The following is a 14703-nucleotide window of genomic DNA, read 5'->3' as shown; positions in this document are numbered from 1 at the left end:
CAACCGTGTGGCTCGTAGTCGTCAATGACGAGGAGCAGTACTCGATCTGGGCCGACGCCAGCCCCCTCCCGGCGGGCTGGCGCCCGGCCGGGTTCCAGGGCGAGCGTGAGGCGTGCCTGGAGCACATCGAGCAGGTGTGGACCGACATGCGGCCCAAGCGGGTGCGCGCATGACCACCCTCATTCCCGCCGAACAGCCGGAAAGCGCCCTTACCCCGGGCGAGTGGCAGGCTCCCGCCTCTTTCGCGCAGGAGCGGGTCTGGCTGGCCACGCAGCTGGCCGGTGACGTCCCGGCCTACAACGTCGTCGACGCCGTCCCGCTCGACCTGCCGCTCGACCCCGAGACCGTCACCGAGGCGCTGGCCGAGGTGGTGCGCAGGCACGAGACGCTCCGCACCGGCCTGCGCGTCATCGACGGGGCGCTCACCCAGGTCGTGCTCGACGAGGTCGCGGTGGAGCCCGGCCTGGTGGACCTGTCGCACCTGCCCGCCGACGAGCGCCGGGCGGGGCTCCACGCCCTGCTGGCCGACTACGGCAAGCTGGAGCTGGACCTGGAGCGGGCCCCGCTGTGGCGGGCGACGATCGTGCGGCTGGCCGACGACGAGTGGCGCCTGGCCTTCGTCGGCCACCACACCGTCCTCGACGCCAGCTCCGACCTCAACCTCGCCGCCGAGATCCGCGAGCTGTGCAGCGCCGCCGTCGAAGGCCGCCCCGCCGACCTGCCCGAGCTGGCCATCCAGTACGCCGACTTCGCCGCCTGGCAGCGCGACGCGCTGTCGGGCCCGGCCATGGAGGCCGAGCTGACCTGGTGGCGCGAGCGGCTGGCCGACCTGCCGCCGGTGCACGCCCTGCCCACCGACCGGCCCCGGCCGGCGACGCCCTCGCACCGGGGCGCCGAGGTCCCCTTCACGCTCGGCCCCGGCCTGCTGGCCGCCGTGAACGCCCTGGCCAGGCAGCACCGCGCCAGCACCTTCATGGTGCTGCACGCCGCGCTGGCCGCGCTGCTGCACCGCCTGTCGGGCCAGACCGACATCGTGATCGGCGCCCTGGTCGCCGGCCGCGACCGTCCCGAGCTGGCGCCGCTCATCGGCATGTTCGTCAACAACGTGGTGCTGCGCACCGACCTGACCGGCGACCCCGCCTTCGCCGAGCTGGTCGAGCGCGAGCGCGACCAGACCCTGGAGGCGTGGGAGCACCAGGAGGTGCCCTTCCACAAGGTCGTCGAGGCGGTCGCGCCGCGCCGCGATCCTGGCGTGCACCCGCTGTTCCAGATCAGCCTCAACTACCTGCCCCACTCCGGCACCGGGTACGGCAACGGCACCTCGCGCCGTGACCTGGCCTTCGAGCTGACCGCGGGCGAGTGCAGGCTGGAGTACTCCACGGACCTGTTCGACGAGGCTAGCGCGACCGCGCTGACCGAGCGCTACCTGCGGCTGCTCACCGAGGCCGTCGCCCATCCCGGCCGCCGCGTCTCCGAGCTGTCGCTGCTGGGGCCCGACGAGCTCGACTGGCTGCTGCACGGCCGCAACGACACCGCCGTGCCGTACCCGGACCAGGCCACCCTGCACGGCCTGATCGAGCGGCAGGCCGCGGCCACGCCGGACGCGCCCGCCGTGACTTTCGAGGGCCGCACCCTCACCTACGCCGAGATCAACGCCCGCGCCAACCGCATCGCCCATGGGCTGCGCCGCCGGGGCGTCGGCCCCGAGACCCTGGTCGGGGTCTGCGCCGAACGCTCCTTCGAGCTGGTGGCGGCGATCCTGGGTGTGATGAAGGCGGGCGGCGCCTACATGCCGCTCGACCCCGAATACCCCGTCGACCGGCTCGCCTTCCTCGTCGAGGACGCCCAGGCGCCGGTGCTGCTCGCGCAGAGCCACCTGACCGGGCTGCTGCCCGAGGGCGTCGAGGTGCTGCTGCTCGACCAGCCGTGGGACGAGCCCGACGACAACCCCGACTCCGGGGTCACGCCCGACAACCTCGCGTACATGATCTACACCTCGGGCTCGACGGGCCGCCCCAAGGGGGTGCCCACCCCGCACCGGGCCGCCGTCAACCACATCGACGACATGCAGCGCCGCCACGGCCTCGGCCCCGGCGACGTGATGCTGCAGAAGACCGTCATGAGCGCCGACGTGTCGATGCGCGAGTTCATGTGGCCGCTGCAGACCGGCGCGCGCATGGTCCTGGCCCGCCCAGGCGGGCACAAGGACGCCGCCTACCTGCGCGACCTGATCAACGCCGAGCACGTCACGGTGACCAACTTCGTGCCCTCCATGCTCGCGGTCTTCCTGGAGGAGGACGTCTCCAGCTGCGCGACGCTGCGCCTGGTGACCAGCGGAGGCGAGGCGCTGCCCGGGCACGTCGGCGCCCGCTTCTGCCGTACGCTGCCCGGCTGCCGGCTGGTCAACATCTACGGCCCGACCGAGACCACCATGGACGTCACCTGGTGGCCCGTCACGACCGGGAGCATCGACGGCGAAACCGTCGCGCCGCTCGGCGGACCCATCCAGAACACCACGATCTACGTGCTCGACGCGGCCCTGCGACCCCAGCCGCCCGGCGTGGCCGGCGAGCTGTGCGTCGGCGGCGTCCAGGTCGCGCGCGGCTACCACCGGCGGCCGTCCCTGACCGCCGACCGCTTCGTGCCCGACCCGTACGGCCCGCCGGGCAGCCGGCTCTACCGCACCGGCGACCTGGCCCGCTGGCGGCCAGACGGCACCCTGGAGTTCCTCGGCCGCACCGACGGCCAGATCAAGCTGCGCGGCCTGCGCATCGAGCTGGGCGAGATCGAGTCGGCGCTGCGCGACCAGGACGGCGTGCGCGACGCCGTCGTGCTCGTGCGCGAGGACAACCCGGGTGACAAGCGGCTGGTCGGCTACCTGGCGGTCGACACCGAGCCCGACCTTGCGCAGCTGCGCGTCGAGCTGCGCAAACGCCTGCCCGACCACATGGTGCCCACCGCGTTCGTCACCATGGACCGTTTCCCGCAGACCACCAACGGCAAGCTCGACCGCAAGTCGCTGCCCGCCCCCGAGGGCCAGCGCCTGCTCGTCGGCGAGAGCGTCGCCCCGCGCACCGCGACCGAGCACGACATCGCCGCCATCTGGACCGAGGTGCTCGGCATCGACGGCGTCGGCATCGACGACGACTTCTTCGAACTCGGCGGCCACTCCCTGCTGGCCACCCAGGTCGTCGCCAAGCTGCGCAGGCTCACCGCCTCCACCGGGCGGCAGGTCAGCGTCATGGACCTGTTCCAGTCACCCACCATCAGGCAGCTCGCCGAGCTCGTCGAGGGCCCGGCGGTGGCCGAACGCGGCATGCTGCACGAGCTGACCAGGCCCTCGCGCCAGGTCACCCAGTCGATCGTCTGCGTGCCGTACGGCGGAGGCAGCGCGGTCGTCTACCTACCGCTGGCCGAGGCGCTGCCCGAGGGCCACGCCCTGTACTCCCTGGCCATCCCCGGCCACGACGTCGGCGTCGACGAGGAGGCGCTGCCCTTCGAGGAACTGGCCACCCGCTCGACCGAGGAGATCCTCGACCGGGTCGGCGGCCCGATCGTCCTGTACGGCCACTGCGGCGTCGGCGGCGCGCTGGTGATCGAGCTGGCCAGACGCCTGGAGGCGGCCGGACGCGACGTGCGCGCCGTCTTCACCGGCGGCGTCTTCCCTGCCGCGCAGGCGCCCGGCGCCATGGCGAGGTTCCTGACCTGGCTCGACACCAAGTCGAGCAACCGGCACCACGCCAACTGGCTCAAGGGCATGGGCGTCGACATGGACGAGCTCGACCCCGCGCAGGCCGACCGGATCGTGGCCAACATGCGGCACGACACGCGCAACGCGGAGGCGTACTTCACGCGGCTGCTCGACGAGGGCGCCGCGCCGCTGCGGGCGCCGATCGTGTCGGTGGTGGGCGAGCGCGACCCGCTCACCGACTACCACCAGGAACGCTTCAAGGAGTGGGGCTTCCTGACCGGGACCACCGCCCTGGTGGTGCTGGACGAGGCGGGGCACTTCTTCGTCAAGCACCGGGCGGGCGAGCTGGCGCGCATCCTCACCGAGACGCCGCAGGCCCTGCCAGGCGGCAGCGCCGGCGGCGACACCTGGCGCCTGGAAGCCGTCGCCGAGCGCTCCGCCCCCGACACCTCCCAGGCCGGGTTGCGGCGGTTCCTGGCCGTCACCTCAGGACAGTTGCTCTCCCTGCTCGGCTCGGCGCTCACGCAGTGGGCCGTACCCGTGTGGATCTTCATGGAGACCGGCTCCTACTTCTGGTTCGGCCTGTTCGGCGTGCTCGCCTACGCGCCCGGCCTCATCGCCATGCCCCTGGCAGGGGCGCTGGCCGACCGGCACGACCGGCGCCGCCTCCTGCTGGTGTCGAGCCTGGCCGCGGGAGCCTGCGAGGCCATCATGGCGGTCCTGGTGCTCAGCGGCAGAACCGGCGTCGGACCCATCCTGGCGCTGATCTCCCTGCTCAGCATCGCCTCGGTCTTCGAACGCGTCGCCTACACCGCGGCCATCCCCCAACTGGCGCCCAAGCGCTACCTCGGCCACGCCAACGGCGTCGCCCAGCTCGTCAACGGCACCGCCATGCTCGTCATGCCGCTCATCGCCGCCGGCATGCTGGCCGCGATCGGGCTGGGCGGCATCCTGGTGCTCGACGTGATCAGCTACACGATCGCCATCTCCGTGCTCCTGGTCGTGCGCTTCCCCGACCTGCTCGGGCGGCGCCGCAGGGAGCCGCTGCTCAAGGAGATGGCGGAAGGCCTGCGTTACTCCTGGGGCAACCGCGGCTTCCGCGCCATGCTGATCTACTTCTCGGTGCTGAACCTGCTGCTGGCGGCACCGCTGTTCCTGGTCTCCCCGATGATCCTGGGCTTCGGCACCACCGCCGACGTCGGCGCGGTCGCCTTCGCGGAAGGCGTCGGCACCGTGCTGGGCGGCCTGCTCATGGCCCTGTGGGGCGGCCCGCGCCGGCGGCGCATGGTCAGGCTGATGACCTTCACCCTGCTCGTGGCGGCCTGCTGCTTCGTCGCGGGACTGCGGCCCTCGCTGCCGCTCATCGCCTTCGGCCTGTTCGGCATGGGCTTCGGGCTGGCGCTCAGCCAGGGCGTCTACACCACCATCGTGCAGATCAAGGTGCCGCAGCGATTCCACGGCCGCGTCATCTCCATCAACCAGGCCATCTCGTGGGCCGCCTTCCCGCTCGGCTTCGGCGTGCTGACGCCGCTGGCCGGCAGCGTTTTGGAGCCGCTCATGCAGCAGCAGGGCGCGCTGGCCGGCTCGCTCGGCGCCCTCATCGGCACCGGACCCGGCCGCGGCCTGGCCCTGGCCTACCTGCTGTGCGGCGCCGGCCTGGCCCTCGCGGCGGCCATCGGCCTGCGCACCAGGGTGCTCTCCCGGCTCGACACCGACATGCCCGACGCACTCCCCGACGACCTCATCGGCATCCAGCAACTGGCGGCACGCTCATGACCACCGGACAGTTCGCCCACCTGCACCGCGGCGACCCCGGCCACCAGCCGTGGGAGGCGGCCACCATCCACGGACGGTTCTGGCAGGTCGCCGGCGCCCACCCCGGCAGGGTGGCGGTGATCGGGCGCGAGGAGACCCTCACCTACGCCGAGCTCGGCGCCAGGGCCAGGGCGGTGGCCGCGGCCGTGCGGGGCGCCAGGCGGGTGGCGATCCTGCTCGACCACGGCCCCGACCTCATGGCCGCCATCCTCGGCGCGCTCAGCGCCGGCGCGCTCTACGTGCCGCTCGACCCGCGCTATCCGGCGCGGCGGCTGGAGCAGATGGCCGAGCTGGCCGAACCCGACGCCGTCGTCATCGCCCCCGAGCACCGCGACCTGGCCGAGCGGCTGGCTCCCGGCGTGCGCCACGTGACGCCACTCGCCGCACCCGGACAGGACGTCGCCTTCGACCCCGCCGAGACCGACCCCGACGCGCCCGCCTACATCCTGTTCACCTCCGGCTCCACCGGCCGGCCCAAGGGCGTCGTGCAGACCCACCGCAACGCGCTGTTCCAGGTGCGCACCCACACCGCCAACCTGCGCATCGGGCCGGGCGACCGGGTGAGCGTACTGTCGTCGTTCAGCTTCGACATGGCCGTGACGGACGGCTTCTCCGCGCTGCTCAACGGCGCCGCCGCCGTCCCCGTCGACCTGCACAGGGAAGGGCTCAACGGCCTGGCCGCGCTGCTCGGCGAGCACGGCGTGACCATCTACCACTCCACGCCCACCGTCTACCGCTACCTGCTCGACTCCCTGGCCCCCGGCCGGCGGCTCGACACCGTGCGCGCCGTCGTGCTGGGCGGAGAGGAGGTCGTACGGCACGACCTCGAACGGTTCGTCAGGCACTTCCCCGGCTTCGCGGTGTTCGTCAACGGCTACGGGGCGACGGAGATCTCCTTCGCCGTGCAGAACCACCTGACCGTCGCCGACATCGAGGCAGGACACGGCGTGGGCGCCGGGGTGGTGCCGATCGGCCTGCCCCTGGAGGGCACCGAGGTCGAGCTGCGCGGCGACGGCGTGGCCGAGATCGTCATCCGCAGCGCCCACCTGGCCTCCTACTGGCGGGCCGACGATCCGCGCTTCGGCGTCGACCCCGACGGCGTGCGCCACTACCGCACGGGCGACGTGGCCCGCCGCCTGCCCGACGGCCGCCTGCTCTACCTGGGCAGGGCCGACCGCCAGGTCAAGATCCGCGGCAACCGCGTGGAGCTCGGCGAGGTGGAGGCCGCCCTGGCGGCCCTGCCCGACGTGGCCAGGGCCGCCGTCGCGGTCAAGGACGGCATGCTCGTCGCCTACGTCAACGGCGAGCGGGCCGATCCGCTTGCCGTACGGCAGGCGCTGGGCGAGACGCTGCCCGACTACATGGTCCCGGGGCGGGTGGTGCGCGTCGACGCCTTCCCGATGACGCCCACCGGCAAGATCGACACCGCGGCGCTTCCGGCTCCCGCCGCGCTTCCCGCTCCCGTGGCGGTGACGGCCGACCCCACGGCCCCCGCCGACGGGCACGGCGCCACGATCGCCGCCATCTGGTGCACGGTGCTCGGCCTGCCCGCGGTGGGGGCGGCGACGAACTTCTTCGACCTGGGGGGAGACTCGCTGGCGATGGGGCGGGTGCAGCAGCGCCTGGAGGAGGTGCTGGGGCGGCGCGTGCCGCTCACCACGCTGTACGCCTTCCCGACGGTCTCGTCGCTCGCGGCCCACCTCTCGGAGCCGCGAGCGACGGCGGGAGCGACGGCGGGAGCGACGGCGGGAGCGACGGCGGGAGCGACGGCGGGAGCGCCTTTGGACACGTCGCCCGGCACATCGCCCGGCACATCGCCCGGAGCTTTGCCCGGCACGTCACCCGGAGCTTTGCCCGGCACGTCACCCGGAGCTTTGCCCGGCACAGCGCCTGGCACAGCGCCCGGCGCTCCCATGGCGGGCGGCTCACCGGATGCCGCGTCGACCGCGTCGGCCGCGTCGGCTGCGGCTGACCGCGCCGCCCGCCGGCGCGCGGCTAACCTCGGCGCTCCTTCTCGGCGCGCTCGACGAGGGCGGTGATCAGCGAGATCAGGCGCGGCCGCACGTCATGCGGGATGTCGTGGCCCATCCCGTCGATGATCACCAGCTCGGCCCCGGGAATCGCCGCGGCCGTGGCGTGCCCGCCGCTGACGTCGCACATCATGTCGTCGGCGCCGTGCACCACCAGCGTCGGCACCGACAGGGAGCGCAACCGGTCGGTACGGTCGCCCGACGCCAGCGACGCCACGGCCTGGCGGGCGATGCCGACGGGGTCGTAGGAGCGGTCGAAGGATCGCCCGGTTCGCTCGGCGAGCGCCGTCTCGTCGGGCTCGAACCCGGGTGAGCGCACCGCCCGCGACACCCGCAACATCTGGTCGATCACCTCCTGGCGGGTGGTGGCGGGCCCGCCACCGGCCATGGCGGCCAGCGCCTCCGGCCTGGCCTGCCCGACCAACAGGTCGCCGGTCGTCGACATGACGGAGGTCAGCGACCTGACCCGCCCGGAGTGTTCGACGGCGATCGTCTGGGCGATGGCGCCGCCCAGCGAGCCGCCGACGAGATGCGCGCTGTCGAGCCCGAGCGCGTCGAGCAGGCCGACGGTGTCGGCGGCCATGTCGGACAGGGTGTAGGAGGCGGAAGTCAGGTCTCCGGCCATCGCCGCCCGCAGATCGGGAGCGGGAGCATCGTGCAGGTGCGTCGAAAGGCCGACGTCGCGGTTGTCGAAGCGGATGACGTGCAGCCCCTCACCCGCCAGGGCGGTGCAGAACTCCTCGGCCCAGCCGAGCATCTGCACGCCGATGCCCATGATGAGCACCACGGGCGGCGCGGAAGGATCACCGAAACGTTCGTAGGCTATTTCGATTTTCGACGGCCCGACATTTACTGCCTTTTCTTCGCTCACGCCGGGAATATACGCCGTAAATTGTCGAATGGACCAATCGAATTTCTTCGTTTATTCTAAAAATGGCACACGGTGGCGGCGAGCTCCCTCGCGACGTCGTCGAGATCCATGCCCGCCGCGGGCTCGACCGCGACGGCCAGGTTCTCCTTCTCGGCGCGCAGCCAGGCGCCGGGGTCGGCCAGAGCCGCCGCCTCCAGCGGACGTGCCAGGCCTCGAACTACGTGATGCGCCGGCCCGCCGCTCGATGCGGCCTCGCCCAGCCGGCGCACGAGCCAGAGCCAGCCGCCGAGCACCCGGCGCATCGCGGCCTCGCGCTCCTGGCGTGGCTCCTCCTGGTGGGCACGCTCGCGAGCGAACAACCTGATCAGATCGTGCAGCCGGTAACGCCGACCGGCGACGGTGGCGAGGGAGGCGTCGACGAGGTGCTCCAGCGCCCGCTCCGCCTCCTTAGAGCCGTGCCTGCTTCTTCGGATGAGTCATGGGCGAAGCCTGAGGCCGGGCCCTCCAAAGTCCCTTCAAAGACGCTCAAACGGCGAGGCTACCGGCCCCCGGCCCGCCTTCGGTGTGGTGGCCTGGCTCGCGGAGTCAGAAGATCACACTCTTGCAGCAAAGTGATCTCTCCTTTATCATTCCCTATATGGGAGCGCTCCCACAGGGGACTTTCCGACCGCGGTTACGCGAGGACGTTCGCTTCGTCGAATGTCCTGACGGAGCGTACGTCCACAGCTCGTTCGGGGCGTGCACCGTACGCGGACCCCAGGCCTACGCCTGGCTGACCAGGCTCGCTCCCGCCCTCACCGGCGAACGCACACTGGGCGACCTGACCTCGGGACTGCCCGACGACAAACGGGGCATGATCGAACGCCTCGTCGGCACCCTGGCCGAGCAGCGCTTCGTCGTCGACGCCCGCGCAGCCTTGCCCCACGGGCTGACCCTCGAAGAACAGACCGCCTACGCCGCCGAGATCACCTTCATCGGCTACGCCCTCGACTCCCCCGAGCTGCGGTTCGAACGGCACCGCCGCAGCCGGCTCGTCCTGGCTGGCAGCGGGCCGATCCTGGAGGCGGTGCTCGAGTCGTGCGTGAGCACCGGATGCCGGGACGTGCTCGTGATCTGCGGCGGCCCCCGCGACCTCGATCGGGTCGCCGAGGCCGCGCGCCGGGATCCGGCGCAACGGGTGCGCTTCCAGCAGGAGGCCGACCTCGGCGAGGCCGACGTGCTGCTCCAGGTGTCGACCGAGGTGGAGGAGCTGAAGGCGGGGGCACGTGCCGCCGCCGAGGCGGGGGTCGTCGTCGGGCAGGCCCTCGTGCGCCCGGACGAGGTATGGCTGTCGCCGATCGGCTCGCCTCACACCGAGTCGGCGTGGCTGCGCCTGAGCGGCCTCGACGGCGCCAGGCCGCCCGCCGCCGTCACGGACGACCTGCTCATCGGGCCCGTGCCCTCGGTGGTCGCGGCCATGATGAGCCTGGCCAGGTTCTCGTACCTGACGGGCCTCGACCCGGTGCCCGCACGCGCGCTCACCCGCATCGACCTGCGCACTCTTGACACGTCCGCGCACGCTTTCCTCCCTTTCGCCGCCGCGACGCGGCCGGCCGTGGATCAGGCGCACGGCCCGCCGCGACCGACCGAGGAACGGCGACCCGCCGCGACGTGGCCGACCGAAGGCGAGCGGCCCGCCGCCAGGTGGCCGACCGAGGACGAGCGACCCGCCGCAACCCGGCTAGCCGAAGGCGAGCGGCCCGCCGTCACGTGGCCGACCGAAGCCGAGCGCTCCGCCGCCGCATGGCCGGCCGAAGGCGAGCGGCCCGCCGCCGACCTGCTCGCCGCGGCCGGGGAGCTCGTGGACTCGCGGACGGGCGTGATCGGGGTGCTGGACGAGCAGGAGCTCTCCCAGACGCCTCTCTCCACGTGCAGGGCGATCGTCTCCGACCCGTACGGCATCGGCGGCGATGACGTCGTGTACGGCTGGGCGGAGGACAGGGCGGGGGCCAGGCTGCGCTGCCTGCTGGCCGCGCTGGCCGCCTACGGAACCCGGGCCGTGCCCTTGGACGCCGAGGTCGTGTGGGGAGTGGAGCTGCCGAGCATGCGCCCGCGCGCCGTCGCTGTCAGAGAGCTTCCGGCTGAGGCGGCGGCGGGGCTGACCTGGGCGGGAGCGGTGACGGCCGCGTTGCTGGCTCTCGGCGAGGCTCGGCTCGCCGCCGCACTGCCGGCGGAGCTCCCCTTCTTCCCGCTGCCCGAGGACGATCCGCTGGTCAAGCAGCTGACCCTGGCCGGCGAGTTACCCGAGGTGGGCGATGCGACGGCGGCGGCCGGTTTCCCCGCGTACGTGTGGTCGGTGCCGGGCGAACCGCCGCTGGTCTCCACCGGCCTCACCAGCCGGGCCGCTCTGCGCGACGGCCTGGAACGTGTGCTCCTGCGGTGGCAGCACGGCGTGATTTGGGAGCGCTCCCACAGGTGGGGCGACGATCCTTCGATCACCCGCGACGATCTCGACCGCCTAGCCAAGGCCCTTCCCGGCACGCCCGTGGTCGTCCCGCTCCACCACGATCGCGACGTGGCCAGAATCCTCCCCCACCTCGTCCAGGTCGTGATCTGTGACGACTGAGATCTGGGGCTCCGGCCGCCTCCACAATGCCATCGCCAAAGCCGTCGACGAGCCCATCGACAAAGCCATCGACAAGGCCGTCCACGACACCCTCGCCCCCTCCACCGCCCCCGTCATCGTGGTCGTCTCCGACTTCGACGACGCGCAGCCGTACGACCGGGTCCGCGCCCACGCCGCCGGACACGGAACCCCCTGGTTACCCGTGCGGGTGGAAGCGGGGTGGGTCCTCGTCGGCCCCGCCGTACGCCCGCCGCTGCCCGGCTGCCCCACCTGCGTGGAGCGCCGCCGCCGGGGCAACCGGCAGGACGCCGCCGCCCGGCGGGAGCTGCGCCGACGCCACGGCCCCGACCTGGCCGAACGCCCGCCGACCCTGCTGACGCCCGCCCTGACCCGCGCCGTCGGCGCGCTGGTGGCCGACGAGGCCCGCCGATTACGGCACGACCCCGGCTCGGCCCGCACCACCGGCGCCCTCCTCCGCGTGGCGCTGCCGACGGCCGCGATCCGGCGCCATCGTTTCCTGCCCGACCCGCTCTGCCCCGACTGCGGAACCCGTCCCGACGACCATCCGGACGCCGCGCGCCTCCCGGACGGGCCGGCGCCCAAGCTGTCACCCACGGTCTACCGCGTCCGCACTCTCACCGACCGCCTGCCCGACTTGGAGCGGCGCTTCGTCGACGCTGAAACGGGGATCGTCCAGTCCCTGGCCTGCGACACCCTCGGCGGCAACCCGCTGGCCGTCGCCAGGCTCAGCCCGGCCCAGACCGCCCACGAGAGCCACCACGGCTTCGGCCGCAGCGACTCCTTCGCCTCCGCGCGGGCGACCGCCGTCGCCGAGGCGCTGGAGCGGATCGCCGGGATCCACCCGCGCGGCCGCCGCACCGTCGTGAGGGCCGCCTACGCCGACGTCGCCGGCCACGCCCTCGACCCGCGCACCCTCGGCCTGTACCCGGACGACTGGTACGACGGGCAGGACTTCTGGTTCACCCGCTTCCACCCGGAGCGCAAGACGGCCTGGGTGTGGGGCCATTCCTTCGCCCGGGACGCGCCCGTGCTGGTGCCGGAGAGCTATGCCTACTTCGGCCCCCGTCCTCCCGGCGATCCCGGTTTCGCCTACGAGTGCTCCAACGGCGGCGCCATCGGCGGGTGCGCGGCCGAGGCGGTCCTGCACGGTCTGCTGGAGGTCGCCGAACGGGACGCGGCCCTGACCACCTGGTACGCGCGGCTGCCGCTGCCCTGGGTGGATCTCGCCTCGGCTGCCGACCGCCGCATCCCGATGATCGCCCAGCGCGTGCTCGACCGGTACGGCTACCGCGTGTCGGCCCACCTGGCCGTCATGGAGCAGCGGATCCCGGTGTTCTGGGTGACGGCCGCCGAGGCGACCGGCGACGGGACCCGGCCGAGCGCCCTGTGCGGTTCCGCCGCCCATCCCGTTCCCGAGCAGGCGCTCCTGCACGCGCTGGAGGACCTGGGGCCGATGCTCGACGGCCACATCGCCCGCTACGACACCGAGCACGCCGCCCGCCTGGCGGCCGACCCGTCCAGGGTCGAACTGCTCGAACACCACCCCCTGCTCTACGGGCACCCGCAGGCGTCCGAGCGGCTCTCCTTCCTGACGGCAGAAGGTCCGGGCCTGGATCTGGGCGAGATCACCCGGCGGCTGAGCTGGCCCGTCCACGACGACCTCAACGACGACCTGGCCTTCCTCGTCGGCCGCTACCTGGCCACCGGCCTGGACGTGATCGCCGTCGACACGACCGGGCCCGAGGCGGCGGCGGCAGGGTTCACCTGCGCCAAGGTGATCGTCCCGGGAACGACGCCGATGACCTTCGGCCACCGCTACCGGCGGCTCCACGGCCTGCCGCGCCTGCTGTCCCGCCCGCGCACGCTCGGCTTCCGCCGTGATGACCTTCTTCCTGGCGACCTCAGCCCCTACCCCCACCCGTTCCCATGACCGCGAACGATCGCGAGAGGCGGCTCATGCCCGGCGATGCCACGCGGCGCTACCTGGCCGCCCTGCGCGAGCGCGGCCCCCTGGACGTCCGGTGGGACCGCGCGCCGACGCGGCACAAGCGTTACCCGGAGGCCGCGCGGGTGACCCTGCCGTGGCGGACGACGGCGGAGCCGAGCCCGGAGGCGCTGGCGGGGGCGCTGCTGCGTGAGCTGCTGGGCTTCGACCGCCTGGTGTGGCTGCACCAGCTCGACGAGGAGGGCGCGGCGGCGGGCGGTGCGCCGATGCTGGTGCTGGGCCGTCCCGCGCCCTCGGGTGGCGCGCTCTACCCGATCGAGGCCTATGTCGCCCTGGCCGGTGGGCTTTACCACTACGACCCCGTCCACCACGTTCTGGAGCTCGTGCGCGGCGGCGACCATCGTCCCGTTTCCGGCCTTCCTGAGGCCGGAGGCGTGCTCGTCCTGACGGCGGTGTTCTGGCGGTCGATGTTCAAGTACGGCGACTTCGGCTACCGGCTGATGTGCCAGGAGACGGGTGTCCTGCTCGCGCAGGCGCAGGCGGCCGGGGCCCGGCTGGGGATCGGGGTCCGCGCGCATCTGGGCCTGCGCGAAGCCGATCTGGAGTGTGTGCTCGGGCTGGACGGCCGCCGTGAGGCGGTGATGGCCGCGCTCTCGCTGACCTTCCCCTGCAACGACGGCGGTCCGGGCGAGCCGGTGCACGGGGAGCGGGCGCGGCCGAGCTCACCGCCGCCGTTGCCGCTCGTCGGGGGCCCGGCCGCGCTCCTGCACCGTTCGACGGCGACCACAGGCGAGCCGGGCCCGCTGCCCGAACCGTGGACGCTGCCGGAACCACCCGAACCGCCGCTTCCCCTGGGCGCCCGGCACCAGCTCCCTGACGCCACCCCCGTCCCCCAGGTCAGGGTCTCGCGGACCTCTCCCCCGGCCGGCTACCAGCCCGTCCCCCTGCCGCTCGCCGACCTGGCCGCCATACTCGCCGCCGCCCGCGCGCCACACCCCGGCGGCCTGCCCGAGGCCACCGTCACGATCTACCTGCTCGCCCTGCGCGTCGACGGCCTGCCGCCCGCCGCCTACCGATACCACCCCGCCACCACGACCCTGACCAGCGTCGGCCCGCCCGATCCGCCGCCCGGCCCCCTCCATGCCAACACCAGGGCCGCGCTGCGCACCGCCGCGGCCGCCCTGATCCCCGTCGGCGACCCCCTGGCCGCCGTCGAGCAGGTCGGCGACCGCTGGTATCGCCTGCAGCAGATCGCCGCGGGCGCATCCATCCATCGCGCCGCCCTCGCCGCCTTCGCGCTGGGCCGGGCGGCCCGCATCCACTCCGACGGCGCCAACGACGCCACCGACCAGGTGCTCGGGCTGGCAGGCACCCCGTTCCGCAGCCTGTCCCTCCTGCTCCTGGGCACGCCCCTGACGCGCGGCCCGTCCCTGGTCCGCGACCTGACGAGCCAAGGAGGTGATCAACCACCCGCGAGGGCACCAGCCACGAATCCCTGATTCTCAGGCGTCACCCCAACCTCATGAAAGAAGGGAATCACCATGCAGGACAACTTCAGCCTCGACCTGCGCGGCCTCGACGTGCACTCCATCGACGTCCTGTCCGCCGACTCCATCGTGGTCGAAGGCCACGCGACCATCGAGACCGGCGCCTCCTCCTCGCCGGGCTACTGCTCGTCCTACCTGTCGGCGATGAGCTGCTGGGCGCCCGAGGCGTAGGCGAGCC

At 73.1% G+C, this 14703-nt stretch carries 9 protein-coding genes; 7 read left to right on the top strand and 2 right to left on the bottom strand.

All coding sequences use genetic code 11. The features are described 5' to 3' along the window. Positions 1 to 5 precede the first annotated feature (5 nt). From HNR30_RS39015 to HNR30_RS39005, 3 genes are read left to right on the top strand one after another with little or no spacing between them, the layout of a single operon-like run. Entirely contained in the window at positions 6 to 173 is a 168-nt protein-coding gene (locus tag HNR30_RS39015; RefSeq protein WP_181615144.1) for an MbtH family protein, read from the top strand. After that, on the top strand, positions 170 to 5467 hold the full coding sequence (locus HNR30_RS39010) for a non-ribosomal peptide synthetase/MFS transporter (RefSeq protein WP_181615143.1): 5298 nt from the start codon (positions 170 to 172) through the stop codon (positions 5465 to 5467). The genes HNR30_RS39015 and HNR30_RS39010 overlap by 4 nt, the downstream gene beginning before the upstream one ends. Beyond that, positions 5464 to 7545 (top strand): non-ribosomal peptide synthetase, encoded by a 2082-nt coding sequence (locus tag HNR30_RS39005; RefSeq protein ID WP_181615142.1) that lies wholly within the window; start codon positions 5464 to 5466, stop codon positions 7543 to 7545. Before HNR30_RS39010 ends, HNR30_RS39005 begins: the two co-directional genes overlap by 4 nt. On the opposite strand, the gene HNR30_RS39000 is transcribed toward HNR30_RS39005, so the two are convergent. Further along, a complete protein-coding gene (locus HNR30_RS39000) occupies positions 7502 to 8407 on the bottom strand; it encodes an alpha/beta fold hydrolase (RefSeq protein WP_181615141.1) in 906 nt (301 codons plus the stop codon). The two genes, HNR30_RS39005 and HNR30_RS39000, sit on opposite strands and share 44 nt — an antisense overlap. 56 nt (positions 8408 to 8463) lie before the next feature. Next, the gene (locus HNR30_RS38995; protein ID WP_181615140.1) at positions 8464 to 8766 is read right to left on the bottom strand and encodes a hypothetical protein; all 303 of its coding nucleotides are present in this window, start codon (positions 8764 to 8766) and stop codon (positions 8464 to 8466) included. Between the two features lie 278 nt (positions 8767 to 9044). On the opposite strand from HNR30_RS38995, the gene HNR30_RS38990 reads away from it, so the two are divergent. From HNR30_RS38990 to HNR30_RS38975, 4 genes are read left to right on the top strand one after another with little or no spacing between them, the layout of a single operon-like run. Beyond that, positions 9045 to 11012 (top strand): hypothetical protein, encoded by a 1968-nt coding sequence (locus tag HNR30_RS38990; protein WP_181615139.1) that lies wholly within the window; start codon positions 9045 to 9047, stop codon positions 11010 to 11012. Beyond that, the gene (locus HNR30_RS38985; RefSeq protein WP_181615138.1) at positions 11002 to 12963 is read left to right on the top strand and encodes a TOMM precursor leader peptide-binding protein; all 1962 of its coding nucleotides are present in this window, start codon (positions 11002 to 11004) and stop codon (positions 12961 to 12963) included. The genes HNR30_RS38990 and HNR30_RS38985 overlap by 11 nt, the downstream gene beginning before the upstream one ends. Further along, entirely contained in the window at positions 12960 to 14477 is a 1518-nt protein-coding gene (locus HNR30_RS38980; RefSeq protein ID WP_181615137.1) for a SagB family peptide dehydrogenase, read from the top strand. Before HNR30_RS38985 ends, HNR30_RS38980 begins: the two co-directional genes overlap by 4 nt. 42 nt (positions 14478 to 14519) lie before the next feature. Continuing rightward, positions 14520 to 14696 (top strand): hypothetical protein, encoded by a 177-nt coding sequence (locus tag HNR30_RS38975; RefSeq protein WP_181615136.1) that lies wholly within the window; start codon positions 14520 to 14522, stop codon positions 14694 to 14696. The last annotated feature ends 7 nt before the right edge of the window (positions 14697 to 14703 follow it).

It is taken from the genome of Nonomuraea soli (assembly GCF_013761175.1).
GTDB lineage: Bacteria > Actinomycetota > Actinomycetes > Streptosporangiales > Streptosporangiaceae > Nonomuraea > Nonomuraea soli.
This window is presented reverse-complemented; position numbering and strand designations above follow the sequence as displayed.